The organism is Salipiger sp. CCB-MM3 (assembly GCF_001687105.1).
Taxonomy (GTDB): domain Bacteria; phylum Pseudomonadota; class Alphaproteobacteria; order Rhodobacterales; family Rhodobacteraceae; genus Salipiger.
The window spans coordinates 1,364,421-1,388,919 of the sequence record NZ_CP014595.1 but is presented as its reverse complement, the minus strand read 5'-3'; the positions used below and the strand labels follow the sequence as shown (position 1 = coordinate 1,388,919).

Below are 24,499 nucleotides of genomic sequence, written 5' to 3'. Positions count from 1 at the left end.
CATCCAGAAGTTCCAAGACCTTACAAGGCGTCCGGTTCTCCGGGCGCCTCTTTGCAAGCCGCATCCGGAGATCGCCCATGACATTCCTCAACCTGCTGCGAAGGGTCGAGCGCACGATCCTTGTGGCGCTGTTCCTGCTGATGGTGGCGCTGTTCTTCGGCTCGGTGGTAATGCGCGAGTTTGGCGGCACCATGGCCAGCCGTTTTGCCTGGATTGAGGAAGCGGTGCGGCTGATGAACCTGTTTCTGGTGTTCCTCGCGCTCGGTCTCGCGCTGGAGCGGGGCAAGCATGTGGGCATCACCAACCTGCGCGACAAGCTGCCCGAGGGCGCGCGGCGCTGGCTGCTGCGCCTGATCGACACGGTCGGGCTGCTGTTCTCGCTCTATGTGGCGTGGCTGGGCGTGCAGATGGTTGAGTTCGTGCTCAAATCCGGCCAGACCTCGCCGACGCTCGGCATTCCGATGGGGCTGATCTACCTCGCGCCGGTCATCGGCTTTCTGCTGCTGGCGCTGCGCTACGGGCTGAGCCTCTTTGGCGTGATCGACCGCTTCGCGGCGCAGGCGGAGGTTGAGTGATGCTGATCCTGATCATCCTCCTTGCGGTCGCGCTGCTGCTGACCGGGTTCGAGATGCTGCTGGTGCTCGGTGTGCCCGCGCTGGCCTACAAAGAGATGTTCTACGCGCGCCTGCCCGACCCGGCGATCGTGCAGAAGATCGTCGGCGGCATCGACCATACGACGCTGCTGGCCATCCCCTTTTTCATCTTTGCCGCCAACCTGATGGGCGCCGGGCAGATCGCCGCGCAGTTGGTCAACGTGGTCAAGGCCCTCGTCGGCCACACCCGCGGCGGCATCGGACATGTGGTGGTTGGCGGTTCCATGGCCTTCGGCGCGGTCTCGGGCTCGGCCCCGGCCACCGTCGCGGCCATGGGCCGGATGGTCTACCCCGAGATGAAGCGGGCAGGCTACTCCGACAAGTTCAGCCTTGGCCTGCTGGTTGCCAGCGCCGAGACCTCGCTGCTGATCCCGCCGTCAATCACCCTCATCGTCTACGGCTGGATGACCGGCACGTCGATCTCGCGGCTGTTCGCGGGCGGGTTGGCGGTGGGCATCGTGCTCGGCCTCGCCTTCGCGCTCTTTGTCTGGCTGGAAGCGGGCAAGGGCGGCGTCACCCGCGAGCCGCGCATGCCGTGGTCCGAGCGGCTCTGTGCCATCTGGCAGGCGAAATGGGCGCTGGGGATGCCGGTGATCATTCTGGGCGGCATCTACTCAGGCATCATCACCCCGACCGAGGCAGCGGCGGTCAGCGTGGTCTATGCCATCGTGGTCGAGGCGGTCATCCTGCGCAGCCTGACGTGGCGCGACCTCTTCACCATCACCGAACGCAGCGCGATCAACACCGCGATCATCTTCGTGCTGCTGGCGATGGGCGGGCTGATCTCTTTCTTCGTGACGCTGGCGCAGGTGCCGAACGGGATCATCTCGCTGCTCGACTCGGTGGACGCGGGCTGGATCACTTTCCTGATGGTCGCCAACCTGTGCTTCTTCATCGCGGGCATGTTCATCGACCCGAACTCGGCCATGCTGATCCTTGTGCCGCCGCTCTTTCCCGTGGCGCAATCGCTGGGGATCGACCCGGTGCATTTTGGCATGATCGTCACGCTGAACATCTCTCTGGGGATGATCACGCCGCCGTTCGGGCTCGACATCTTCGTGGCCTCCTCGACGCTGGGCAAACCGGTGACGCAGATCATCGCCGGGGTCTGGCCCTTCGTGGTGGTCAACGTGATCGTGCTGCTGCTGATCACCTACCTGCCGCAGATCTCGCTCTTCGTGCCGAAACTGATCTTCGGCTGAGCCTCTCGGCGCGGCGGCTCTCCACATCGCCGCGCCGGGCTGCTACACCGCTCGTGACATTGAGAGCATGAGGGCGTTGCAGCATGACCACTCCGAAACCCGTTGTCCTGACCATCCTCGACGGCTGGGGCCTGCGCGACGAGACGGCGTATAACGCCCCGGCGCTGGCCAAGACGCCGACCATGGACAAGCTCTATGCAACCTGCCCGCATGCCACGCTGATCACCTTCGGGCCGGACGTGGGCCTGCCGTCGGGCCAGATGGGCAACTCGGAAGTGGGTCACACCAACATCGGCGCGGGCCGGGTGGTGGCGATGGATCTGGGCCAGATCGACCTGTCGATCGAGGATGGGTCCTTCTTCAAGAACGAGGCCATTCTGGACTTCGCCGCCACGGTGAAAGCCGCGGGCGGCCGCGCGCATCTGATGGGCGTGGTCTCGGATGGCGGCGTGCATGGGCATATCGAGCACATCAAGGCGGCGGTGAAGCTGCTGGTGGATCAGGGGCTCGAGGTGGTGCTGCACGCGATCACCGATGGCCGCGACGTGGCGCCGAAGTCAGGCGAGGGGTTCATGAAGGACCTTGCGGGTAGCCTGCCCGAAGGCGCCAGCATCGGCACCGTGATCGGCCGCTACTATGCCATGGACCGCGACAACCGCTGGGAGCGCGTCGAGACGGCCTATGACGCGATGATCAAGGGCGAGGGCGAGAGCGCGCCCGATGCCGTGACCGCCGTCAGCCAGAGTTACGCCAAGGACAAGACCGACGAGTTCATCCCCGCCACCGTCGTGGGCGGCTATGAGGGGCTGAAGGCGGGCGACGGTTTCTTCTGCCTCAACTTCCGCGCCGACCGCGCGCGCGAGATCCTCGCCGCCATCGCGGCGCCCGACTTCGACGGGTTCGAGCGTGAGACGCCCGAGCTTTCGGCGCTGCTCGGGATGGTCGAATATTCCGACAAGCACAACGCGTACATGACCACCGCCTTCCCCAAGCGGGTGATCGTCAACACGCTGGGCGAATGGGTGGCCAAGCAGGGGCTCAAGCAGTTCCGCCTCGCCGAGACCGAGAAATACCCGCATGTCACCTTCTTCCTCAACGGCGGCAAGGAGACCCCGGAGGAGGGCGAGGACCGTTTCATGCCTAAGTCGCCGAAAGTGGCGACCTATGATCTGCAGCCCGAGATGTCCGAGCCCGAAGTGGCCGAACGCTTCGTCGATGCCATCGAGAAGGGCTATGACCTGATCGTCACCAATTTCGCCAACCCCGACATGGTCGGCCACACCGGCGATCTCGATGCGGCGATCAAAGCCTGCGAGGCGGTGGACGAGGGTCTTGGCAAGGTGGTCGCGGCGCTCGAGAAGGTCGGCGGCGCGATGGTGGTCATCGCCGACCACGGCAACTGCGAGACCATGTGGGACGACGCGACCGATGGGCCGCACACGGCGCATACCACGAACCCGGTGCCGGTGATCCTCTTCGGTGGGCCCGAGGGTGCGACGGTGCATGACGGCATCCTTGCCGATGTCGCGCCGACGCTGCTGCAGCTGATGAACCTGCCGCAGCCCGAAGAGATGACCGGGAAGAGCCTGATCGACAAATGAGAGCCGCCGCGCTGATCCTCTGCCTTCTGGCGAGCCCTGCGCTGGCGCAGGCCCCCGGCGATGCCGCACGGGCGGCGGCGCGGGCGCTGGAAGAAGCCTCGGTGCAGCTTGATGCCGCCGAAGGCTCGCGCGACCGGGTGCGGGCACTGACCCAGACCGTCACCGCTTATGAGGACGGGCTCGCCGCGCTGCGCGACGGGCTGCGCGAGGCCGCCGTGCGTGAGACCGAACTGAGCCGCCGTCTTGCGGCGCAGGATGAGGAGATCGCGCAGCTTCTCGGTGCGCTGTCGAGCCTCGGCAGTACCGCCGCCCCCGAGGCGCTGCTGCATCCGGCGGGGCCGGTGGGCTCGGCGCGGGCGGGGATGCTGCTGGCCTCGGTGACGCCGGGACTGGCGCAGGAGGCCAAGGCGCTGCGCTCTGATCTCAACGAGGTCGCCGAGTTGCGCGCGCTGCAGGAAAACGCGGCGCAGACGCTGCGCGAGGGGTTGGCAGGCGTGCAGCAGGCCCGCACCGAGCTTAGTCAGGCCGTGGCCGACCGCACCGATCTGCCGAAACGCTTCACCGAGGATCCGGTGCGCACCGCGATCCTGATCTCGGCCACCGAGACGCTCGATGGGTTCGCTTCCGGTCTGGCGCAGATCACCTCGGACGAGGCGCCGAACTCGCTGCCGCCGGTGGATGAGCAGAAGGGCGCGCTGGAACTGCCGGTGCGCGGGCAGGTGCTGCGCGGCGCGAATGAGGCGGATGCGGCGGGGGTCAAACGCCCCGGCGTCGTGATCGCGACCCTGCCGCAGGCGCTGGTCACCACACCCACCGCCGCCACCGTCCGCTACTCTGGCCCGCTGCTCGATTACGGGCTGGTGACCATTCTCGAGCCGCAGCCCGACCTGCTGTTCGTGCTGGCGGGACTGGACGAGAGCTATGCCGAAACCGGCGAGATCCTGCCCGAGGGCGCGCCGGTGGGGTTGATGGGCGATGCGGCATCTGACAGCGCGTCACTGTCACGTGAAGGTTCCGGCGCTGGACGCACGGAAACCCTGTATATAGAGGTAAGAGAGGGCGACGCCCCCGTGGACCCGCTAGAATGGTTCGCCAGCGACAAGGGATGATCTGAGGATGAACAAGTTTCTGATGGCCGCAGTGGGCGGCACCGTGGCAGGCGTTGTGGCGACGACGCAATTTGTCGGCCCGCTGCTTGCACAGGAGGCCGAAAAGAACACCTCCGTCTATGAGCAGCTCGACCTCTTCGGCGACATCTTCGAGCGCATCCGTGCGCAATATGTGACCGAAGTGGACGATAAAAAGCTGATCGAGGCGGCGATCAACGGCATGCTCACCTCGCTCGACCCGCACTCCAGCTACCTGCCGCCGGACGATGCCGCCGACATGCGCGTGCAGACGCGCGGCGAGTTTGGCGGTCTTGGCATCGAAGTGACGCAGGAAGACGGCTTCGTGAAGGTCGTCTCGCCGATGGACGGCACGCCGGCGGACGAGGCTGGCGTCGAAGCGGGCGACTTCATCACCCATGTGGACGGCGAGTCGGTTCTGGGCCTGTCGCTCGACGAGGCGGTGGACAAGATGCGCGGGCCGGTTGGCTCCGAGATCGTCATCACCGTGGTGCGTGAGGGCGAAGAAGAGCCCATGGATATCTCGATCATCCGCGACACCATCACCCTGACCGCCGTGCGCTCGCGCCTCGAAGGCGACACCGTGGTGCTGCGCATCACCACCTTCAACGATCAGACCTATCCCAACCTCGCCGAAGGGCTCGCCAAAGAGGTCGAGGCCGCTGGCGGCATGGACAAGGTCAACGGCATCGTCGTCGATCTGCGCAACAACCCCGGTGGTCTGCTGACGCAGGCGATCAAAGTGGCCGATGCCTTCCTCGACAAGGGCGAGATCGTCTCGACCCGTGGCCGCAACGCCTCCGACGGCGACCGCTACAACGCCACCGAGGGCGACCTTTCGGAAGGCAAGCCGATCGTGGTGCTGATCAACGGCGGTTCGGCTTCGGCATCCGAGATCGTGGCTGGCGCGCTGAAGGATCACCGCCGCGCCGTGGTCGTCGGCACCAAGAGCTTCGGCAAGGGTTCGGTTCAGACGGTCATGCCGCTGCGTGGCGATGGCGCCATGCGCCTGACCACCGCGCGCTACTACACGCCCTCGGGTCGCTCGATCCAAGCGCTTGGCGTCTCGCCCGACATCGTCGTCGAGCAGCGTCCGCCCGAGCCGGAGAGCGATGAGGACGGCCCCGCAGTCTTTGGCCGCTCCGAGGCCGATCTGCGCGGCGCGCTGGACAACGACAGCCTGACCGAGGACGAGATCCGTCAGATCGAAGAAGATCGTGCCAAGGCCGAGAAAGCGGCACAGCTGCGTCAGGACGACTACCAGCTGGCCTATGCGATCGACATCCTCAAGGGCCTCAGCGTTCTGGGCGACGAAGCCGCTCTGATGCAGCAGGCTCAGGCCGCCGACAAGTAATCCGCCCCCTCGGGCGAGACGAAAGGCGCGTCCTTTGGGGCGCGCCTTTTGCTTTGGCCCTTCGCTGGATGCACGCGCCCGGCTGCCCTTTCAAAACGCTTTGTCCGGCGATAGCGTGCGGCCACACACCAAGGAGTCGCCGATGAAGACCATGAGCCCCGAAGAGATCGCCGCGCTGCCCTACCGCCGCAATGTCGGGGTCATGCTCGCTAATGCTGCGGGGCATGTCTTCGTCGGCCAGCGCATCGACAGCGAGGTTCCGGCTTGGCAGATGCCGCAGGGCGGCATCGACAAGGGCGAGGAGCCGCGCGAGGCGGCGCTGCGCGAGCTCGAAGAAGAGATCGGCGTCAGCCCATCGCTGGTCACCGTCGAGGCCGAGACCGACGGCTGGATCGCCTATGATCTGCCGCATGACATCGTGCCGCGCATCTGGAAGGGCCGCTACAAGGGGCAGGAGCAGAAATGGTATCTGCTGCGCTTTCAGGGCAGCGACGATCAGGTGAATATCGCCACCGAACATCCTGAGTTTTCGCAATGGTGCTGGCTGCCCGCCGATGAGGTGCTGGATCAGATCGTGCCGTTCAAACGCGCGGTCTATGAGCAGGTCATCGCCGCCTTCAAGGATAAGCTGTGATCCGCACGCTGCTGCTGGCGCTGATGTGCTGCGCCGCCAGCCCCGCGCTGGCGCTGAAATGCCTTTCGCCCGACGTGGCCCGCGATGTGCGCGCGGCGGCGGAGGGCGAGTCGTCTTGGCTGGCCGTCAATGGCATGCTGGAGACCGGCCCGGTGCCGCGTCACGGCGGCGAGGTTCCGGCGCGCATCTGGGGTTGGGCCTTGGGCAAGGAGGGGTTCACGCGGCCCTTCGACAGCCGCATCACACTCCGTTCTGTGTGTTTCGGCCCTTGGTGCGGCAAGGCCGCCAGCGGCAAGCTGGCGGCGCTGCTGAAGCGCGAGGGTGACCGCTATGTGCTGATCACCGATCCCTGCGGCGCCAATCTCTGGCCCGAGCCGCGCAAACGCCAGATCGAGACCCTACGTCGGGCCTGCCTCAAGGCGGGCTGCAACTGACTTAGCGCAGCCGCCGCAGCACCTCGAGCGAGGCGTAGCCGTCGGGCACGACACCCACCGCGCGCTGATAGTCTCGCAGCGCCTTGATGGTCATCGGGCCGATCCGCCCGTCGACGCCCGAAGGATCGAAGCCCGCCTGCTTGAGCCGCATCTGCAACTCCTTGCGCTCGCCGCTGGTCAGCGCGCGTTCGTCATCCGGCCAGTCCGACAGGATCGGCGCGCCGCCCATGATCCGGTCCGCCAGATGGCCGACGCCGATCACATAGGCGTCGGCGGCGTTGTAGCGCGAGATCACCTTGAAGTTCTTGAAGGTCAGAAAGGCCGCGCCTTTGTGGCCGGCGGGCAAAAGCAGCCGCGCCGTGCCAAAGTCGCGCACCGGCTGGCCGTCCATACCGACCACGCCGAGCCGCGCCCAATCCGAAGGCATCCGCGCGGCGTCGCCATCGGCAAGCCCATAGTCGAAGCCCTGCGGCAGCTGCACCTCGACGCCCCACGGCTGGCCGTGGATCCAGCCGCTCTCGGCGAGGTAATTGGCGGTGGAGGCAAGCGCATCGGCGGGATCGTCCGACCAGATGTCGCGCCGCCCATCGCCGGTCCAGTCCACCGCAAGCGCGCGGTAAGACGAGGGGATGAACTGCGTGTGCCCCATCGCCCCGGCCCAGCTGCCGGTCATCTTCTCGGGCGTCGTGTCGCCGTGTTGGATGATGCGCAGCGCGTCAATGAGCTGGCCCTCGAAGAACTTGCCGCGGCGCGAGCCATAGGCCAGCGTCGCCAGCGCGGGGATCACCGGATGCGTGCCGCGGTGGCTGCCATAGGCGCTTTCCATGCCCCAGATCGCCACCACCACCTGCCGGTCGACGCCGTAGCGCGCCTCGATCTGCCGCAGCAACTGGTCATGGGCGATCATCGCGGCGCGGCCATTCTCGATCCGGCTCTCGGAGACGGCGGACTCCAGATAGCTCCACAGCGTCTTGGTGAACTCGGCCTGATTGTTGATCTTCGCCAGCGCGTCGGTGTCGAGATGCGGCGAGCGAAAGGCGGCGCTCAACGTGGCGTCCGAGATCCCCTCGGCGCGGGCGCGGCTGCGGAACCCGTCGAGCCAGTGCAGATACTCGCGGTCGACCGTGGCCTTGGGCACCACCTGCACCGTATCAAAGGCGGCGGGGCGCGGCGCGGGACGCTGCGAGGCAAGGGGGGCGGAAAAGTCGGCAAGTCGGTCGGCGGCGGCCTGACTCGCCGTCAGGCACAGCGCGAGGCCGAAAAGGCTCGGTTTCATGGGGTCACCTGCTGCTCGTTTTTTTATGAGCAGAAGGCTACCGCGAAATGCATGATTTGCGAAGCAGGCAAAGGCGCGGCGGGCATGATCCCGCCTTTGCCGGGATGTAGGCCGCCGCGCCCTTACGTCAGTTCTTGTTCTTGCGTCAGCGCTCGGTCTTGCGCGTGCGGCTGACCTTGCGCGCGGTCTTGGCGCTCTTCTTGCGCTCGGCCACATCCTTGCGCCGCGCCGGGCCTTTGCCCTTGGGTCCCTTGCCGCTGCCTCTGCCACCGGGTGTCTTCTTGAACCGCCCGTAGCCCGCAGGCTTGCGATGCCGCGGTGCCTCGACCGCCTCGCCAGCCAGTTCCAGCAGTTCCAGCCCGATGCCGCCGGTCACCGGCGTCACGTCCACCAGCTTCACCCGCACCCGCTGGCCCAGCGTGATCAGCGTGCCGGTGTCGGCACCCATCAGCGTGCCGGCCTCGCGGTCGAAGTGGAAGAATTCGTTCCCGAGGTTGCGGATCGGCACCAGCCCGTCGGCGCCACTCTCGTCGAGCTTCACGAAGACCCCGAATTTGGCGATGCCGCTGATCCGCCCGCCGAACTCGGCGCCCACACGTTCGGACAGGTAAGAGGCGAGATAGCGGTCGGTGGTGTCGCGCTCGGCCATCATCGAGCGCCGCTCGGTGTCCGAGATATGCTCGGCGGTCTGTTGCAGCCGCTCGATGTCGGTCTGCGACAGCCCGTCATCGCCCCAGCCATGCGCCGAGATCAGCCCGCGGTGCACGATGAGGTCGGAATAGCGCCGGATCGGCGAGGTGAAATGCGCGTAGTTCATCAGCGCGAGGCCGAAGTGCCCGAAGTTCTCGGGGTTGTAATAGGCCTGCGTCATCGAGCGCAGCGTGGCGAGGTTGATCAGTTCCGCATCCTCGCGCCCCGCCGCGTCATGCAGCAGCTTGTTGAGATGCGCGGTCTTCAGCACCTGTCCTTTGGCAAGGTTGAGCCCCGCCGCCTGCGCCGTCTCGCGCAGCGCGTCGAGCTTTTCGACCGGCGGCTCTTCGTGCACGCGGAACAGCAGCGGCGTACGCTTGGCGATCAGCGTCTCGGCGGCGGCCACATTGGCCAGCACCATGAACTCTTCGATCAGCTTATGCGCGTCCAGCCGGTCAACGAAATTGACCGAGGTCACCGTGCCATCCTCGCCCAGCACGATCTTGCGCTCGGGCAGTTCCAGATCCAGCGGCTGGCGGCGGTTCCGGGCGTCGCGCAGCGCGTGATAGGCGGCATAGAGCGGCCGGATCACATCCTCGAGCAGCGGCCCGGTCTTGTCGTTGGGCTGGCCGTCCATGGCCTGCTGCACTTCGGCGTAGTTGAGCGAGGCGGGCGAGCGCATCAGCCCGCGCACGAAGCTGTGGCTGCGCTTGTTGCCCTCGGCGTCGATCACCATGCGCACGGCGATACAGGCGCGCGGCACGCCCTCATGCAGCGAGCACAGATCGCCCGACAGACGGTCCGGCAGCATCGGCACGACCCGGTCGGGGAAATAGCTGGAGTTGCCGCGCTTCTTGGCCTCGCGGTCCAGTTCCGAGCCGGGCAGCACGTAATGCGCCACATCGGCGATGGCGACCCAGATCACATGGCCGCCGGGGTTCTTCGGGTCCTCGTCCGCCTCGGCGAAACAGGCATCGTCATGGTCGCGCGCATCGGCCGGGTCGATGGTCACCAGCGGCAGCTCGCGCAGGTCGGTGCGGCCCTTGAGGCCCGCGGGCTTCATGCGGTCGGCTTCCTCCAGCACTTTCGGCGGGAAGGCGTCGGGGATGCCGTGCTGATGGATGGCGATGAGCGAGACCGCCTTCGGCTCTGAAGGATCGCCAAGGCGCATGACGATGCGCGCCTTCGGCAGACCCATGCGCGAGGCGCGCGGCCCGGCCTGTTCGGCCTCGACCAGCTCGCCCTCCTGCGCGCCGGCCATGGCGTCGGGACCGACCAGCCATTCCTTGTCGGCCCCCTTGTCGATCGGCACGATGCGTCCGCCCTCGGGGCCCTTGCGGAAGATGCCGACGATCTTGCGCGGGCTGACGCCAATCTTGCGGATGAGCCGCGCCTCGTAGTTGTGATCTTCCTCATGCACCACCTGCAGCTTGGCGAGGATGCGGTCACCCTCTCCAAGCGCCGGGTCGGTGGCGCGCGGCACCAGCAGCACCGCGGGCTCGACGCCCTCGCCGTGCCACTCCAGCGGCTGCGCGAAAAGGTCGCCGTTCTCGTCGGGCGCCTTGACCTGCAGCACGGTCACCGGCGGCAGCCGGTCCGGGTCGCGGTAGGTCTTCTTGCGCTTTTCCAGATGCCCCTCAGCCTCAAGCTCCTTGAGGACGCGCTTGAGGTCGATCCGCGCAGCCCCTTTGATGCCAAAGGCTTTGGCAATGTCACGTTTCGCGGTCTGGGTCGGGTGCGCCATGATCCAGTCGAGGATCTCGGCTTTCGAAGGCAGTTTGCTCATGCCGCAGCCGTAGCACGCGCCGCGGCCAGCGTCATCGCCATTCTGCGCCGTTCCAAGCCCGCGTGCGCGCCCGCCCGCCGCTTCGTCTAGATGGAAATATCCCGGGGGAGCCGCGCGTTGCGCGGCGGGGGCAGCGCCCCCATAAACCGCATCCCCGCAAGGCGCCTCTCAGGCCGCGCGCGCCTCGACCAGCGTCACCGCCTCGAAGGGGCCAAGCACCTGATGCCCGGCGCGGTGCTGCTCGGGGATGGTATCGCGCGGCATCCCCGCCAACAGCGAGGCCGCCAGCCGCGCCGGATCGCGGCGCAACCTGCCCACGTAAAGGCTTTCGGCGGCCAGCCCGGCGGCGAGCAGCGTGTCATGCGCGGGCAGCAGAAGCTGGTGGTAGCACAGCAGCGGCCCGCAATCCTCGGCCTGCCCGGCAAAGCCGTGGGTCAGGCTGTGCGCGGGCACCAGAACCGCTTCGCGTCCGAACAGATATTCCACCTCCGAGCCGCCGATCAGCAGGCGCTGGTGCGGCGCCACGAGGATGTCGCGCTGCAGCCCAAGATAGGGCGCGCGCAGACGCACAGGGCTGAAAGAGCCGCGCGCGGGCACCAGCCGGTGCACGGTTTCCAGCACCGGCACTGCGCGGCCGTCGCCGGTCAGCACCCTGTCGCCGCGCCGGATGTTTTCGAGACGGCGATAGCCGTTCGGCGTCGCGATCGGGGTCGAGCCCGCCAGCGTCGGCAGCGGGCCCACCGGCTCGATCTCGTCGGAGAGGGCGAAGAACAGCAGGTCCGGCGCGATGGCGCAAAGCTCGGGATGCAGCGTCAGTGCCTTCAGGTCCTCATAGAAGGGCGGCGGGGGCGGTGCCAGTTCGCGCAGCTCGATCGTGCCACTTTCCGGGCGTTCGACGCTCAGCCGGGCCCAGCGGCGCGGCGCGTCCCATGCCAGCGTCAGCCGCAGCGTTTCGGCGCGGCCATCGCCGGGGTGGGCGATCACCGTGTGGAAGATCTCGCCCTCCCGGCTGGTCACCAGAACGATGCTGCCGCTGGGCAGGACCTGGACCGAAAGGCTCGCCGCCAGCGGGAAGCCGCGTTCATAAGACATCAGAACTTGCGGCTTGGCCTGTGGCGAAAGCCGTGTTTCGAGCAGCAGCGTGCCGCGCTCCATGCGCCCGCCGGGCACGTCCAGCGCGGCGGCGAAGGCCGGTCTGTCGATCCAGCGCGCCTCGTCCGAGGCGATGGCGATCCAGCTCATCCGGGGCTGCTCATGCTTGGGGGTGCCTCGCAATTTTGTCCCTGCGGGGTCGCCGCGTGCGACCATGCCAAAGGGGCTTTTGGCCCAAGCTAGCACCGCTGCCGCTGCGCCGTCAGCCGCCCGCCGCCGGCGGCGTGGCGCGCTGCGGCCTTTTCATCACATTTGCACGCGCCGCGACCTCGGGGTAGCCAGAGGCAAATTGCCCGGAGATGCGCCCATGACCACCGACCCCAAGCCCCTCGATCCTGTCCAGTTGACCGCCGATCTGATCCGCTGCCCGACGGTCACGCCCGAAGAGGGCGGTGCGCTGGTGCTGCTGCAGGGCCTGCTGGAGCATGCGGGCTTTGCCTGCACCCGCGTCGACCGGGGCGGCGTCGCCAACCTCTTCGCGCGCTGGGGCGAGAAGGGGCATGCCAAGAGCTTTGGCTTCAACGGCCATACCGACGTGGTGCCGGTGGGCGATCTTGCCGCTTGGACCGTCGATCCCTTTGGCGCCGAGGTGAAGGACGGCGTGATGTACGGGCGCGGCGCCACCGACATGAAGTCGGGGGTGGCCGCCTTTGCCGCCGCCGCCGTGGATTTCGTGAAAGAGACCCCGCCCGAGGGTGCCATCGTTCTGGCGATCACCGGCGACGAAGAGGGCGATGCGGTCGACGGCACGACGGCGCTGCTCGACTACATGGCCGCCGAGGACGAGCGCATGTCGATCTGCATCGTTGGCGAGCCGACCTGCCCCGAAGAGATGGGCGACATGATGAAGATCGGTCGTCGCGGCTCGATGAACGCTTTCTTCACGGTGACCGGAAAGCAGGGGCACTCGGCCTATCTGCACCGCGCGCTGAACCCGATGCCCGCCATGGCCCGGCTGATGGACCGGCTGTCGAGCCATGTGCTTGACGAGGGCACCGACCATTTCGACCCGACCACGCTGGCGGTGGTGACCATCGACACCGGCAACCCCGCAACCAATGTGGTGCCCGCGCAAACCCGCGCCACGCTCAACATCCGCTTCAACGACACCCACACCGGCGCGTCGCTGTCGGAGTGGCTGCGCGACGAGGCGGCCAAGGTCGATGCCGAGTTCGGCACCAGCACCGAGGTTGCGATCAAGATCTCGGGCGAGGCGTTCCTCACCCCGCCGGGGGCTCTGTCGGATCTCGTGGCAAAGGCAGTGGAGGCCGAGACCGGCCGCACGCCGGAACTGTCGACCACGGGCGGCACCTCGGATGCGCGCTTCATGCGGCATCATTGCCCGGTGGTCGAGTTCGGCCTCGTGGGCAAGACGCTGCATCAGGTGGATGAGAACGTCGAGGTGGCGCAGATCGGCCAGTTGAAGGCGATCTACACGCGGATGCTGTGCGATTATTTCGCCTGACGCGGCTCCTGACGCGCCTTTTCACGGGCAGGCTCAGAACCAGCCCAGCAGGCGCCACCACAGATAGTCGAGCGGCAGCAGGATCACGATGGTGATTGCCGCCAGCGGCACGAGGAATCGGGCGAGATGCGACAGCTTCTCGCCCGAAAGCTGCATGGCGACCACCAGCGGCGCCACCTGATAGGCAAAGACCATCGTCGAAAAGCCGATCACCTGCGTCATCAGCACGGTGGTCAGCCCAAGCCCGCTGGCCTGCGCGAGATCTGGTGCCAGCGGGGTCAGCACCGCCGGGGCGCCGGGGTTGGTGGTCAGCATCGCGGTCAGGATCGCCATACCGCCCAGCGACAGGAAATTGAGGAAATCACGCCCCGGCTGCAGCGGCAGCACCGATTGCAGCGCCGTGCCGATCACTGAGCCCAGCCCCGAACTGTTGACCACCGCACCAAGCGCCAGCGCCCCGGCGACGAAGAGCAGCATGCCGAAATCCACCGCCTGTTTGAACGCAGGCGGGCTCACCACACCGAGTTTGGGCAGCAGCAGCAGGATCGACGCGCCCATGCCCACCCATGCGGCGTTGACCCCATGCAGACGGTCGGTCATCCACAGCGCCAGCGTGGCCAGCAGCACCAGCGCCACGCGGATCTGCTGGCGGCGTTGGTCTTGGGTCGGCGCGGGGCCGATTTCGTCCGAGGTGCCCGCAAGCGCCATGCCGGTTCTTGCGGGAAAGAGCCTCAGGGCCAGCGCCACCACCACAGCGGATTTCACCAGCCCCAGCACCGGGTAGTGCAGAGCGAGATACTCGAAATAGCCCAGATGCACCCCGAGGATCGTGTCAGCCGCCCCGGTCAGAACCATGTTCGGCAGGTTCGAGGGCAGGATGGCGAAGCTGGGCAGGTTGCAGCCCGCGGTCAGCACCACCGCGATGCCGATCCGCCCGGTGGAGCCTTTGGCAAAGCCCGCGCGGTCCGCCAGCGCCATGCCGATCGGCACCAGCAGCACCGCCCGGCCCAACGAGGAAGGCATGACAAAGCCCAGAGCCATGCAGATCAGCATCAGGCCGCTCAGCAGCCGCGCGTAAGACCCGGTGAGCGCGGGCGCCAGTCCCCGCGCCAGCCGCGCCGCTAGGCCAGAGGTGCTGATCGCCGCCCCGATGACGAAGCCCGAGACGATCAGCCAAGTGGCCGTCGAGGTGAAGCCCGAGAACACCAAATTGGGCGGTGCCAGCCCAAGGATCAGCAGCGCTGTGAAGAACACGAGGCTGGCCAGATATCCCGGCACCACCGAGGTGCCCCAGAGCGACAGGGTGATCAGGACGATGCCGAGGATGCGGCCTTGCTCGACTGTGAGCGCCTCCGGCGGCGCCAGCCCGAGCCAAACGGCGGCGGCGATCGCGGTGCAGGGTATCGCCAGTTTGAACGCTGGTGTTCCCGCGGTGCTCATGCTGCTCTCCTGCCTGTGTCCCGCCGTTCGTAGCGCGGCTGCAGCGCGCATGTAAGACACCGCGGCACATCCCGGCAGAGCCAGCGCAGGAGCAGAGCGAGCGGCGGGGCAGGGGGGCTAAGCTTTGGAACTCCCGATCGAAATCCCGGCAGCCCGAGACAGTCGCGAAAAATTTTGCTACGCTGCGGCATTCGCGCCACAGCGCTTTGACCACGTGGAGTTCCGGTAGACGAAGCGTACCGCCTTGCGTATCCTTACGGCAAAACGGGGCGTATACGATCCCGGACCATAGAGGCAGTACTGGCATGTTCCCCGAACGGTTTTCGAACCTTCCGGCTTACGCGTTCCCGCGCCTGCGGGCGCTCATCGACTCGTTCGAGCCGGGTGGTGAGGTCATTCACATGACCATCGGCGAGCCCAAGCACCCCTTTCCGGCCTTCGTCGGAGAGGTGCTGGCCGCGACCGTGCAGGAGTTCGGCAAGTACCCGCCCAATGACGGCACCGCCGAACTGCGCGCGGCCATCGCTGCATGGGTGGCGCGCCGTTACGGCGTGAACATCGACCCCGACACCCAGCTTTCGCCGGTCAATGGCACGCGCGAGGGGCTTTACAACGCCGCCATGGCGCTCTGCCCCGAGACGAAGAACGGCCAGCAGCCGGTCGTGCTGATGCCGAACCCCTTCTATCAGGTCTACGCCGTGGCAGGGCTCTCGGTCGGCTCAGAGCCGGTCTATGTGAACGCCACCGCCGAAACCGGCCATCTGCCGGATATCGCGGGGCTGCCCGAGGACCTGCTGGCGCGCACGGCGCTGATCTACATCTGTTCCCCGGCCAACCCGCAGGGCGCGGTGGCGAGCCGTGAGTACTGGCAGGAGCTGATCGCGCTTGGCGAAAAGCACGATTTCCAGATTCTCGCCGACGAGTGCTATTCCGAGATCTACCGTGGCGAGGCCCCCGTGGGCGCGCTGCAGGTGGCGCATGAGATGGGCGCCGACCCCGAGCGGGTGGTGATCTTTCACTCGCTGTCCAAGCGTTCGAACCTGCCGGGCCTGCGCTCTGGCTTCGTGGCCGGTGGCCCCGAGAGCCTGCGCCGGATCAAGCAGCACCGCGCTTTTGCGGGCGCACCGTTGCCGCTACCGGTGCAGCGCGTGTCGGAACAGGTCTGGGCCGACGAGGCGCATGTGGAAGAGAACCGCGCGCTTTATCTGGAGAAATTCGAGCTGGCGGACCGCATCTTTGGCAATGTGCCGGGCTATATGCCGCCGCAGGCAGGATTTTTCCTGTGGCTTCCGGTCGAAGACGGCGAAGCGGCGGCGCTGAAGCTCTGGCAGGAAACCGGCGTGCGGGTTCTGCCCGGCGCCTATCTGTCGCGCGACACCGCGGATGGAAATCCGGGGAAGGGGTTCATCCGGGTCGCCCTTGTGGCGAGCCGTGACGAGACCGAACAGGGGCTGACCCGCATCCGGGACTGCCTGTACGGGCAATAAGAAAAAACAACGAGGCGAGGCAATGGCATATCAGGTGAAAGGGCGCGACCCGCTCTTCGACAGCAACATGCAGGCCGCAATCGAGAAGCGGGGCAAGGAGCTTGGCGGTTTGGCCCTGATTGTCCTTGGCCTACTGGCGGCGGCGATGATCGGGTCCTACACGCCCGATGATCCCTCGTGGCTGTCGGCCACCGATGCTCCGGTGCAGAACTGGCTGGGCCGTCTTGGTGCCTCGGTCTCTGCGCCGCTGTTCATGATCGTCGGTCTGGGCAGCTGGGGTCTCGCGCTGGTGCTGCTGGTCTGGGGCGTTCGCCTTGCCCTGCATCGCGGCGACGAGCGCGCGCTGCCGCGCGTGGTCTTTGCGCCGATCTGGATCGCGCTGGCCTCGATCTATGCCGCGGGGCTGGAAACCGGGCCGGAATGGACCCACAGCTTCGGCCTTGGCGGGCTGTTCGGCGACATGATGATGGGCACCGCGCTTGGCATCCTGCCGCTCAGCGCCGGTTTCGGTCTGAAGCTGCTGACGGTCCTGCTGGGTGTCGGCTTGCTGGCGCTTGGGGCCTTCGTTCTGGGCTTCACCAAGGACGAGTTGCAGAGCATCGGTCGCTTCCTTCTGGTCGGGCTGATCATGTCCTACGCCTCGCTGCTGAGCCTGCTCGGCCGGGGTGCGGGCGGGGCGATGCAGGCCGCGCAGCGCGCGCAGGCCGCGCATTCTGACCGCCGCGCGCGCCGCGCCGAAGAGGCTGCCGAGGCCGAGGCTTGGGCGGCTGCGCAGGATGGCTATGCCGAAGATGACCACGCGCTGCCCGAGCATGCCTATGCGCAGGACTATGTCGAAGAGCCCGCCCCTGCGCCCGCCCCGGCCCCGGCTCCGCAGCGCAGCAGCTCGCGGGTGCGCCGTGCCACGCCGCCGCCGCTGGAGCTTGAGCCCGAAGAGCCCGAGCTGCTCGACGAGGATGACGCCTATGCCTACGCGCAAATGCAGGCTTGGGAAGAGGCCGCCACTCCGGCGCCCGCCCCGGTTGCTCCTGTTGCGCCGCCTCGCGCCGCGCCCGAGCCCGCCAAAAAGCCCGGCCTTTTGGCGCGCATCACCCGCCGCGCCGAGCCCGAGCCCGACTATTATGACGACGAGGTGGAGCTGCTCCCCGTGGAACCCGACACCGGCGAAGACCGTATCCGTGCCAAGATCGCCCATGCGGTGAAGACCCGCCGCCGGGGCATTGCGCCGACCTTTGGTGCAAGCCGCTCCGAGGATCCCAGCAAGCCGCTGACCAAGGGCCGGGGCCGTGGCCCGCAGCCGCTGATCTACAAGCCGACGCAGATGCTGCGCGCCGAGCCGCCGCTCACTGCCGCGCAGGCCGCCGAGCAACTGCCGCCCGAGCCGCCGCTGACCGCATCGCGCGCGGTGCCGCAGGCGCCCGAGCACCGGGCCGAGTACACGGCGCAGCCGCAGGGTTATGCGCAGCCCGCTGGCCCCGCGCCCTTTACCCATGCCGAAGACCCCTATGAGGCGGACAACTTCGACGACTACCGCGACTTCGACGATTACGGTGACGAGGCGCCTGCCGCGTTCGACGCGCAGCCCCAACCTCGCGCCGCCGCACCTGCCCAGCCGGCCCGTCAAGCCTATGCCAAGCCCAGCTATGCCGAGGATGACCACGGCGCCGAGACCTACGGTGCAGAGAGCTACGGCGCGGAAGACTACGCCGACGGCTATGAGGCGCAGACCTACGATGCTGGCTATGATGATGGCGGCTACGATGCCTCCGCGCAGGACCAGTTCGACGGCGATGACGCGGATGACGACGGCTACGACGTGCAAAGCTGGTCGGCAGAGCCGGCGCAGATGCAGGCGCCGCGCCCCGCGATCCCGGTGATGCAGCCCAAGAAGGTGGTGCAGAAGGCCGAGCCCAAGCCGATGCAGCCCTCGCGCCGCGCGCAGGAAGAGGCGCAGCCCGGTCTCGGGTTCGACGACAAGGCGGTGGATTATGAACTGCCGCCGCTGCACCTGCTGGCCAATCCCGAGAACATCGAGCGCCACGTTCTGTCCGACGAGGCGCTGGAAGAGAACGCGCGGATGCTGGAGACGGTGCTCGACGATTACGGCGTGAAGGGCGAGATCGTCTCGGTCCGTCCCGGCCCCGTGGTCACCATGTACGAGCTGGAACCCGCGCCGGGCCTCAAGGCCAGCCGCGTCATCGGGCTTGCCGATGACATCGCCCGCTCGATGTCGGCGCTGTCGGCGCGTGTCTCGACCGTTCCCGGCCGCTCGGTGATCGGCATCGAACTGCCGAACGACAAGCGCGAGATGGTGTCCTTCCGTGAGATCCTCTCGAGCCGCGACTACGGTGACGGCAACCAGCGCCTGCCGCTGGCGCTCGGCAAGGACATCGGCGGCGACGCGGTGGTGGCCAACCTCGCCAAGATGCCCCACCTGCTGATCGCCGGCACCACCGGTTCGGGCAAGTCGGTGGCGATCAACACGATGATCCTGTCGCTGCTCTACAAGCTCACCCCCGAGGATCTGCGTCTGGTGATGATCGACCCCAAGATGCTGGAACTTTCCGTCTATGACGGCATCCCGCATCTGCTCAGCCCTGTTGTGACCGACCCCAAGAAGGCCGTCGTGGCCCTCAAATGGGTGGTGGGCGAGATGGAAGACCGCTACCGCAAGATGTCGAAGATGGGCGTTCGCAACATCGACGGCTACAATGGCCGCGTCGCCGAGGCGCTCAGCAAGGGCGAGATGTTCAAGCGCACCGTGCAGACGGGCTTTGACGACGAGACCGGCGAGCCGGTGTTCGAGACCGAAGAGTTCGAACCGCGCAAGATGCCCTATATCGTGGTCATCGTCGACGAGATGGCCGACCTGATGATGGTCGCGGGCAAGGAAATCGAGGCCTGCATCCAGCGCCTTGCGCAGATGGCGCGGGCGAGCGGCATCCACCTGATCATGGCGACGCAGCGCCCCTCGGTGGACGTGATCACCGGCACGATCAAGGCCAACTTCCCGACCCGGATCTCCTTCCAGGTGACCTCGAAGATCGACAGCCGCACCATCCTTGGTGAGATGGGCGCCGAACAGCTGCTGGGCATGGGCGACATGCTCTATATGGCGGGCGGCGCGCGTATCACCCGCTGTCACGGTCCCTTCGTGTCGGACGAGGAAGTCGAGGAGGTGGTGAACCACCTCAAGGCCTTCGGCCCGCCGGAATATGTCTCGGGCGTGGTGCAGGGCCCCGACGAGGAGAAGGCCGACAATATCGACGCGGTTCTCGGGCTCAACACCGGCGGCAACACCGATGGCGAGGACGCGCTCTACGATCAGGCGGTGGGCATCGTCATCAAGGACCGCAAGTGCTCGACCTCCTACATCCAGCGCAAGCTCGGCATCGGCTATAACAAGGCCGCGCGGCTTGTGGAGCAGATGGAAGACGAGGGCGTCGTCTCGGCGGCGAACCACGTCGGCAAGCGCGAGATCCTCGTGCCCGAGCAATAAGAGGCGCTGCGCTGGCCCGTCTGGCGCGCCATGCGTATTTGAAAAGAGAAGAAGCCCGGGGGTGTGCGCTCCCGGGCTTCTTTCTTGGTCTTCTTCTCTTCCAAAATACGCCGGGGGAGCGTGGCCCGCAGGGGCGCGCGGGGGCGGAGCCCCCTTTTCGAGCTACGCTGTGGGCCTGACTGCAGGCCGGAGCGCGGGTTTGGGCGAAGTGACGCCGTTTCGGGGCGGCGGGGCACCGGCAAGCCTTTGATCGCGCGTCCGGGCGCCCTAGATAGGCTGCAACGCCTGCCTGCTATCGCATAACACCAAGGGGGCGTGCGATATGGATGGCAGACCCCGAGCAAGAGGACCAAACGGAATGATCCGCACTTTCATCGCCGCGCTCACGGCGCTTGTGCTCACCACGCTGCCGGCGGCGGCGCAGAAGCTCTCGCTGGGCGAGGTGTCGCAATACCTTAATTCGATCCAGTCGGCGCAGGGCCAGTTCACCCAGATCAATGGCGACGGCTCGATCTCTACCGGCACGATCTCGATCAAGCGGCCGGGCAAGGTGCGCTTTGAATACAAGCCGCCCGAGCAGGCGCTGGTTCTGGCCTGGGCGGGGGCGGTCTATGTCTTCGACAAGAAGCTGGGCGGCCAGCCCGAGACCTACCCGCTGAGCCAGACGCCGCTGTCGATCATTCTCGCCAAGAACGTCAACCTTGGCCGCGCGGGGATGGTGACCGGCCACAGCTATGACGGCACCGCCACCACGGTCACCGCGCAGGACCCCGAGCACCCCGACCGCGGCTCGATCCAGATGAAGTTCACCGGCAACCCGGTGCAGCTGCGGCAATGGGTGATCACCGATGGAAACGGCTCCAAGACCACCGTGGTGCTGGGCGCGCTCGCCGATAAGAACCTGCCCAACTCGGTGTTCGACGTGAACCGAGTGAAATAAGCGAAAGGCCGGGCAGAGCGCCCGGCCTTTTCAGTTTCGAGGGGAGGGCCGCAGCCGCTTACCAGCGGCGCGCCTGCCGGCAGTTGGCGAGCTGCACCTCATAGACCACCGCCCGGTTGCCCACGTCCTCGGCCACGCGCATCAGCCAAGACTTGCCGTTATAGGTGCCGCGGGCAAAGCCGGTGCGGCCCTCGTGATAGGCGAGATACTGGTTGCGCGCGTCGCGCAGGCTGATGCCCAGCCGGTCGCGGCTTCCGGACATATACCAGCCCATGAAGTCGGTCGCGTCGCGGATGTCATCGCGGTCGGCGCGCCATTTTCCGGTGGCTTCCACATATTCGTCCCAGGTGCCGTCCAGCGCCTGACTGTAGCCATAGGCCGAGCTTTGCCGGCCATAGGGAATCACCCCGAGCGCATAGCGGAACGGAGTCCGCGCGTCCGAGATGAACTTGCTTTCCTGATAGATCGTCGCCATCTGCACATGTACCGGAACGCCCCATTTGCGTTCGGCGGCACGGAAGGCGCGGATGTAATTCGGGCGCTCACGGATGATGGCGCATGCGTCCTCGAGGTTGTTCGGTGCCCGTCCGGCACCGCCACCTCCGCAGGACGCGGCCAATAGAACCAGTGCCGCCGCGCGAAGCCATCTGCTCATCTGCCTCTCGCTTTTTCTGCTCTTGTGGTGTTTTTTGTCTTTTATTGACGATTATTTTAGCTCAAAGCCGGCCCCGTTGGAATCACAATTCCTTCAATCCCGGGAACTCCGGGGCGTGCGCGGGAATTGGCCAACACGGCGGTTTGCCGCCGAACTGTCGGCCCGCAGGCCACAGTGTGTTTCCGAGCAAATGGGGCTCGGCGTTGGACAAGTTGCCCAAAAAATGTCAAAAATTGTTCTCAGAGGTATCCATGCACACACAGCGCGCGAAATATCATCTGGGCCAGGTCGTCCGCCATCGCAAGCACCCATTCCGGGGTGTGGTCTTTGATGTGGACCCCGAGTTCAGCAACACCGAGGAGTGGTATGAGGCCATTCCCGAAGAGGCGCGCCCGAGCCGCGAGCAGCCGTTCTACCACCTGCTGGCCGAGAACGATCAGAGCTTCTACGTCGCCTATGTGTCCGAGCAGAACCTCATCGCCGATTACTCGGGCGAACCGGTGGAGCACCCGGATATTCCCGATCTCTTCGGGGCGTTCATCGACGGCAGCTACGAGCTGCACTTCCAGCTGAACTGAGGCAAGAGCCTTCGAAGGCTCTTGCAGATGTCTTCCCAGCAATTTCGCCCTTGGCCCCTAGGGCCGTGGCCTGCGGATCAGACCGCCTCGCGCACAGCGCTCAGGAAGGCACTGACGTCCTCGGGCTCCAGCGACCAGTCGCAGACCAGACGCCCGGTCAGCAGCTCGCCGCCGTCGCCTTCCAGATCCCCCGAGACGTAGTAGGTTGCCCCCGCCGCCTGCACTTTGCGATGCGCGTCGCGCGGCATCTCAACGAAGGCCATGTTGGCATAGCTCTCGGTCAGTACCGTCACGCCCAGTTGCTCGAGCCCCTGCACCAGCTGCTCGCAGCGGGCATTGGCGCGCTCGGCCAGATCCTTCCACAGATCGCCTTCGAGATAGGCATCCATCTGTGCCGCCAGATAGCGGTGCTTGGAGAAGAGATGCGCGCCGCGCTTGCGGCGGTATTCGAACTCCTGCGCCTTCTCGGAATCGAAGATCACCACCGCTTCGACGCCCATCAGCCCGTTCTTGGTGCCGCCGAAGACGCAGATGTCGACGCCGGACTTCCAGCTCATCTCGGCGGGCGTGGCGCCCAGTTTCACCGCCGCATTGGCGAAGCGCGCACCATCGAGATGCACCGGCAGCCCATATTCACGGGCCACGGCGGTCAGCGCGCGCAGCTCTTCGAGCGTGTAGAAGTTGCCCTTCTCGGTAAGCTGGGTGATCGAAACCGGCCCGCGCTTGGGGCCATGCACGCCGCGGTTCTGCTCGCCCTCGATCGCTGCGCGCAGCGCCTCGGGGGTCATGCGGTCCTCGCCCGGCACCAGCGTCAGCTTGGCGCCGCCCATGTAGAACTCGGGCGCGTTGCACTCATCTTCGTGGATATGCGCCACCGGCGAGCAGAACACCGTGGCGTAGGGCGGGCAGAGGCAGGCCAGCGCCAGCGAGTTGGCCGCCGTGCCGGTGGGCACCAGATAGACCGCCGCCGAGGGCGCCTCGAAAAGCGTGCGGATGCGTTCGGCGACCTGCATCGACAGCACGTCGGCTCCGTAGCCCAGCGTATGGCCGGTGTTGGCGCGGGTCAGCGCGTCCAGCACCTGCGGAGGAACGGGGCCGGAATTGTCGGAGGCAAAGAACATTCAGGTGGGCTCCTCGATAATGTGGTCTTCCCAATCGTCCTCGCCGACCTCGAACTCGGGGACGGTCCGGCCCCGCATCGACACGCCAGCGGCATGCACCGTCTCGGGATCGCCCGAGATCAGCGGGTGCCAGTCATAGAGCGGACGCCCTTCCCAGAGCAGCCGGTAGGCGCAGGTCTGGGGCATCCAATAGGCGTGTTCGTCGATATTGTCGGGACGCAGGACGATGCATTCGGGCACGAACTGGTGCCGGATTTCATATTGTGAACAACGGCAGCTGGAATCGTCGAGCAGACGGCAGGCGACACAGGTCAGCGCGACCTCGCCGGTTTCTTCGTCCTCGAGCTTGTTGAGGCAGCATTTGCCGCAGCCGTCGCAGAGCGCTTCCCATTCGGCCTCGCTGAGTTTGCTCAGCGGTTTGCTTTCCCAGAAGCGCGGCGCGAGGCCCTTGCGGTCGATCGGGTCGCTCATAGCGCCTCCAGAATGCGCCGCGCCTCGGCGCAGTCGAGATCCATCTGCGCCACCAGCGCGTCGAGCCCGTCGAACTTCAACTCGGGGCGCAGGAACTCGACCAGACCGACCGAGAGGGTCGCGCCGTAAAGATCGCCGGAAAAATCGAAGAGGAAGGTTTCGAGGTTGGCGCTGTTGACGCCGAACATAGGCCGCACGCCCAGCGAGGCGGCGCCGTGGTAGCTGCCCTTATGCGGCCCGTCGAGCACATCGACCAGCACCGCATAGACGCCGAAGCGCGGCGGGTGCAGCCCGTCAATCGACATATTGGCCGTGGGGTAGCCCAGCTTGCGGCCCAGCTGCTGGCCGCCGCCGACCTCGCCCTCGATCCGGTGCCAGTGACCAAGCTGCGCCGCCGCCGACCGCGGGTCGCCCTCGGTCAGCGCCTTGCGGATCGCGGTGGAACTGATCTGCGCGCCGTCCTGATCCAGAATCTCGGCCACGGTCACGCCAAAGCCCATCGCGGCACCGAAACGCTGCAGGTCGCTCACCTTGCCCTTGCGGTGTTTCCCAAAGCAGAAATCGGCCCCCACCACCACATGGCTCAGACCCAGACCCTCGGTGAGCACGTCGCGGGCGAACTCTTCGGGGGTTAGCGCGGCCAGCGCGGCGTTGAAATTCAGCTCAAACAGCCGCTCAACACCCAGTTTCTCCAGCCGCGAGGCCCGCGCCTTGGCCGACATCAGCCGGAACGGCGGGGCATCGGGGGCGAAGAACTCGCGCGGGTGCGGCTCGAAGGTGAGCACGCCGAAGGGCGCGCCATTGCCCTTCTCGCGGGCCATTTCGATCACCGCGCGGTGGCCAAGATGCACGCCATCGAAATTGCCGATGGCGACGCTGGCACCCCGGTCCCGGGGCTCGGTGAACTGGTAATCACGAATGGTCCGCATGGGGC

At 66.6% G+C, this 24,499-nt stretch carries 20 protein-coding genes; 12 read left to right on the top strand and 8 right to left on the bottom strand.

Going from position 1 to position 24,499, the window contains the following annotated elements:
• Window positions 1–77: 77 nt before the first annotated feature.
• The 7 genes from AYJ57_RS06765 (at window position 78) to AYJ57_RS06735 (ending at window position 7,005) form a co-directional block, all read left to right on the top strand.
• The gene (locus tag AYJ57_RS06765; protein ID WP_066102973.1) at window positions 78–575 is read left to right on the top strand and encodes a TRAP transporter small permease; all 498 of its coding nucleotides are present in this window, start codon (window positions 78–80) and stop codon (window positions 573–575) included.
• Window positions 575–1,855 (top strand): TRAP transporter large permease, encoded by a 1,281-nt coding sequence (locus AYJ57_RS06760; protein ID WP_066102970.1) that lies wholly within the window; start codon window positions 575–577, stop codon window positions 1,853–1,855. Before AYJ57_RS06765 ends, AYJ57_RS06760 begins: the two co-directional genes overlap by 1 nt.
• A gap of 83 nt (window positions 1,856–1,938) precedes the next feature.
• Window positions 1,939–3,456 (top strand): 2,3-bisphosphoglycerate-independent phosphoglycerate mutase, encoded by a 1,518-nt coding sequence (gene gpmI, locus AYJ57_RS06755; protein ID WP_066102968.1) that lies wholly within the window; start codon window positions 1,939–1,941, stop codon window positions 3,454–3,456.
• Window positions 3,453–4,565, top strand: coding sequence for a murein hydrolase activator EnvC family protein (locus AYJ57_RS06750; RefSeq protein ID WP_066102965.1), 1,113 nt, complete (start codon window positions 3,453–3,455; stop codon window positions 4,563–4,565). The genes gpmI and AYJ57_RS06750 overlap by 4 nt, the downstream gene beginning before the upstream one ends.
• Before the next feature lie 7 nt (window positions 4,566–4,572).
• A complete protein-coding gene (locus tag AYJ57_RS06745) occupies window positions 4,573–5,937 on the top strand; it encodes a S41 family peptidase (RefSeq protein WP_066102962.1) in 1,365 nt (454 codons plus the stop codon).
• A gap of 151 nt (window positions 5,938–6,088) precedes the next feature.
• Complete coding sequence (locus tag AYJ57_RS06740; protein ID WP_066106797.1) at window positions 6,089–6,571, top strand: RNA pyrophosphohydrolase; 483 nt, start codon at window positions 6,089–6,091, stop codon at window positions 6,569–6,571.
• Window positions 6,568–7,005 carry a hypothetical protein gene (locus AYJ57_RS06735; protein WP_066102958.1) on the top strand — a complete coding sequence of 146 codons (438 nt, stop codon included), beginning with the start codon at window positions 6,568–6,570 and terminating at the stop codon, window positions 7,003–7,005. The genes AYJ57_RS06740 and AYJ57_RS06735 overlap by 4 nt, the downstream gene beginning before the upstream one ends.
• A gap of 1 nt (window position 7,006) precedes the next feature.
• Here AYJ57_RS06735 and AYJ57_RS06730 read toward each other — a convergent pair whose 3' ends face one another.
• From AYJ57_RS06730 to AYJ57_RS06720, 3 genes are all read right to left on the bottom strand, one after another.
• Window positions 7,007–8,281, bottom strand: coding sequence for a lytic murein transglycosylase (locus AYJ57_RS06730; protein ID WP_083191171.1), 1,275 nt, complete (start codon window positions 8,279–8,281; stop codon window positions 7,007–7,009).
• Between the two features lie 145 nt (window positions 8,282–8,426).
• Window positions 8,427–10,757 carry a ribonuclease R gene (gene rnr, locus AYJ57_RS06725; RefSeq protein ID WP_066102956.1) on the bottom strand — a complete coding sequence of 777 codons (2,331 nt, stop codon included), beginning with the start codon at window positions 10,755–10,757 and terminating at the stop codon, window positions 8,427–8,429.
• Window positions 10,758–10,925: 168 nt separating this feature from the next.
• Window positions 10,926–11,999, bottom strand: coding sequence for a Hint domain-containing protein (locus AYJ57_RS06720; protein ID WP_066102952.1), 1,074 nt, complete (start codon window positions 11,997–11,999; stop codon window positions 10,926–10,928).
• A gap of 217 nt (window positions 12,000–12,216) precedes the next feature.
• On the opposite strand from AYJ57_RS06720, the gene dapE reads away from it, so the two are divergent.
• A complete protein-coding gene (gene dapE / locus AYJ57_RS06715) occupies window positions 12,217–13,374 on the top strand; it encodes a succinyl-diaminopimelate desuccinylase (protein WP_066102949.1) in 1,158 nt (385 codons plus the stop codon).
• A gap of 33 nt (window positions 13,375–13,407) precedes the next feature.
• Here the strand turns inward: dapE and AYJ57_RS06710 are convergent, their stop codons facing one another.
• Window positions 13,408–14,814: an SLC13 family permease gene (locus tag AYJ57_RS06710; protein WP_066102946.1), complete on the bottom strand. Its 1,407-nt coding sequence runs from the start codon at window positions 14,812–14,814 to the stop codon at window positions 13,408–13,410.
• 305 nt (window positions 14,815–15,119) lie between these two features.
• On the opposite strand from AYJ57_RS06710, the gene AYJ57_RS06705 reads away from it, so the two are divergent.
• The 3 genes from AYJ57_RS06705 (at window position 15,120) to AYJ57_RS06695 (ending at window position 20,740) form a co-directional block, all read left to right on the top strand.
• Complete coding sequence (locus AYJ57_RS06705; RefSeq protein WP_066102941.1) at window positions 15,120–16,301, top strand: aminotransferase class I/II-fold pyridoxal phosphate-dependent enzyme; 1,182 nt, start codon at window positions 15,120–15,122, stop codon at window positions 16,299–16,301.
• Between the two features lie 22 nt (window positions 16,302–16,323).
• The gene (locus AYJ57_RS06700; RefSeq protein WP_066102938.1) at window positions 16,324–19,800 is read left to right on the top strand and encodes a DNA translocase FtsK; all 3,477 of its coding nucleotides are present in this window, start codon (window positions 16,324–16,326) and stop codon (window positions 19,798–19,800) included.
• A 358-nt stretch (window positions 19,801–20,158) separates the two neighbouring features.
• Window positions 20,159–20,740 (top strand): LolA family protein, encoded by a 582-nt coding sequence (locus AYJ57_RS06695; RefSeq protein WP_066102936.1) that lies wholly within the window; start codon window positions 20,159–20,161, stop codon window positions 20,738–20,740.
• A 58-nt stretch (window positions 20,741–20,798) separates the two neighbouring features.
• On the opposite strand, the gene AYJ57_RS06690 is transcribed toward AYJ57_RS06695, so the two are convergent.
• Window positions 20,799–21,395: a transglycosylase SLT domain-containing protein gene (locus tag AYJ57_RS06690; RefSeq protein WP_066102933.1), complete on the bottom strand. Its 597-nt coding sequence runs from the start codon at window positions 21,393–21,395 to the stop codon at window positions 20,799–20,801.
• 251 nt (window positions 21,396–21,646) lie between these two features.
• On the opposite strand from AYJ57_RS06690, the gene hspQ reads away from it, so the two are divergent.
• Window positions 21,647–21,973: a heat shock protein HspQ gene (gene hspQ, locus AYJ57_RS06685; RefSeq protein WP_066102928.1), complete on the top strand. Its 327-nt coding sequence runs from the start codon at window positions 21,647–21,649 to the stop codon at window positions 21,971–21,973.
• 77 nt (window positions 21,974–22,050) lie between these two features.
• On the opposite strand, the gene AYJ57_RS06680 is transcribed toward hspQ, so the two are convergent.
• From AYJ57_RS06680 to AYJ57_RS06670, 3 genes are read right to left on the bottom strand one after another with little or no spacing between them, the layout of a single operon-like run.
• The gene (locus AYJ57_RS06680) at window positions 22,051–23,094 is read right to left on the bottom strand and encodes a threonine aldolase family protein (protein WP_066102925.1); all 1,044 of its coding nucleotides are present in this window, start codon (window positions 23,092–23,094) and stop codon (window positions 22,051–22,053) included.
• The gene (locus tag AYJ57_RS06675) at window positions 23,095–23,565 is read right to left on the bottom strand and encodes a YcgN family cysteine cluster protein (RefSeq protein WP_066102922.1); all 471 of its coding nucleotides are present in this window, start codon (window positions 23,563–23,565) and stop codon (window positions 23,095–23,097) included.
• Window positions 23,562–24,494 carry a bifunctional riboflavin kinase/FAD synthetase gene (locus AYJ57_RS06670; protein WP_066102919.1) on the bottom strand — a complete coding sequence of 311 codons (933 nt, stop codon included), beginning with the start codon at window positions 24,492–24,494 and terminating at the stop codon, window positions 23,562–23,564. The genes AYJ57_RS06675 and AYJ57_RS06670 overlap by 4 nt, the downstream gene beginning before the upstream one ends.
• Window positions 24,495–24,499 lie beyond the last annotated feature (5 nt).

Excerpts from the sequence above, each read along its gene's own strand:
- AYJ57_RS06765 (WP_066102973.1), top strand. The coding sequence starts at position 78 with ATGACATTCCTCAACCTGCTGCGAAGGGTCGAGCGCACGATCCTTGTG.
- AYJ57_RS06760 (WP_066102970.1), top strand. The coding sequence starts at position 575 with ATGCTGATCCTGATCATCCTCCTTGCGGTCGCGCTGCTGCTGACCGGG.
- gpmI (WP_066102968.1), top strand. The coding sequence starts at position 1,939 with ATGACCACTCCGAAACCCGTTGTCCTGACCATCCTCGACGGCTGGGGC.
- AYJ57_RS06750 (WP_066102965.1), top strand. The coding sequence starts at position 3,453 with ATGAGAGCCGCCGCGCTGATCCTCTGCCTTCTGGCGAGCCCTGCGCTG.
- AYJ57_RS06745 (WP_066102962.1), top strand. The coding sequence starts at position 4,573 with ATGAACAAGTTTCTGATGGCCGCAGTGGGCGGCACCGTGGCAGGCGTT.
- AYJ57_RS06740 (WP_066106797.1), top strand. The coding sequence starts at position 6,089 with ATGAGCCCCGAAGAGATCGCCGCGCTGCCCTACCGCCGCAATGTCGGG.
- AYJ57_RS06730 (WP_083191171.1), bottom strand. The coding sequence starts at position 8,281 with ATGAAACCGAGCCTTTTCGGCCTCGCGCTGTGCCTGACGGCGAGTCAG.
- rnr (WP_066102956.1), bottom strand. The coding sequence starts at position 10,757 with ATGAGCAAACTGCCTTCGAAAGCCGAGATCCTCGACTGGATCATGGCG.
- AYJ57_RS06720 (WP_066102952.1), bottom strand. The coding sequence starts at position 11,999 with ATGAGCTGGATCGCCATCGCCTCGGACGAGGCGCGCTGGATCGACAGA.
- dapE (WP_066102949.1), top strand. The coding sequence starts at position 12,217 with ATGACCACCGACCCCAAGCCCCTCGATCCTGTCCAGTTGACCGCCGAT.
- AYJ57_RS06710 (WP_066102946.1), bottom strand. The coding sequence starts at position 14,814 with ATGAGCACCGCGGGAACACCAGCGTTCAAACTGGCGATACCCTGCACC.
- AYJ57_RS06705 (WP_066102941.1), top strand. The coding sequence starts at position 15,120 with ATGTTCCCCGAACGGTTTTCGAACCTTCCGGCTTACGCGTTCCCGCGC.
- AYJ57_RS06700 (WP_066102938.1), top strand. The coding sequence starts at position 16,324 with ATGGCATATCAGGTGAAAGGGCGCGACCCGCTCTTCGACAGCAACATG.
- AYJ57_RS06695 (WP_066102936.1), top strand. The coding sequence starts at position 20,159 with ATGATCCGCACTTTCATCGCCGCGCTCACGGCGCTTGTGCTCACCACG.
- AYJ57_RS06690 (WP_066102933.1), bottom strand. The coding sequence starts at position 21,395 with ATGAGCAGATGGCTTCGCGCGGCGGCACTGGTTCTATTGGCCGCGTCC.
- hspQ (WP_066102928.1), top strand. The coding sequence starts at position 21,647 with ATGCACACACAGCGCGCGAAATATCATCTGGGCCAGGTCGTCCGCCAT.
- AYJ57_RS06680 (WP_066102925.1), bottom strand. The coding sequence starts at position 23,094 with ATGTTCTTTGCCTCCGACAATTCCGGCCCCGTTCCTCCGCAGGTGCTG.
- AYJ57_RS06675 (WP_066102922.1), bottom strand. The coding sequence starts at position 23,565 with ATGAGCGACCCGATCGACCGCAAGGGCCTCGCGCCGCGCTTCTGGGAA.
- AYJ57_RS06670 (WP_066102919.1), bottom strand. The coding sequence starts at position 24,494 with ATGCGGACCATTCGTGATTACCAGTTCACCGAGCCCCGGGACCGGGGT.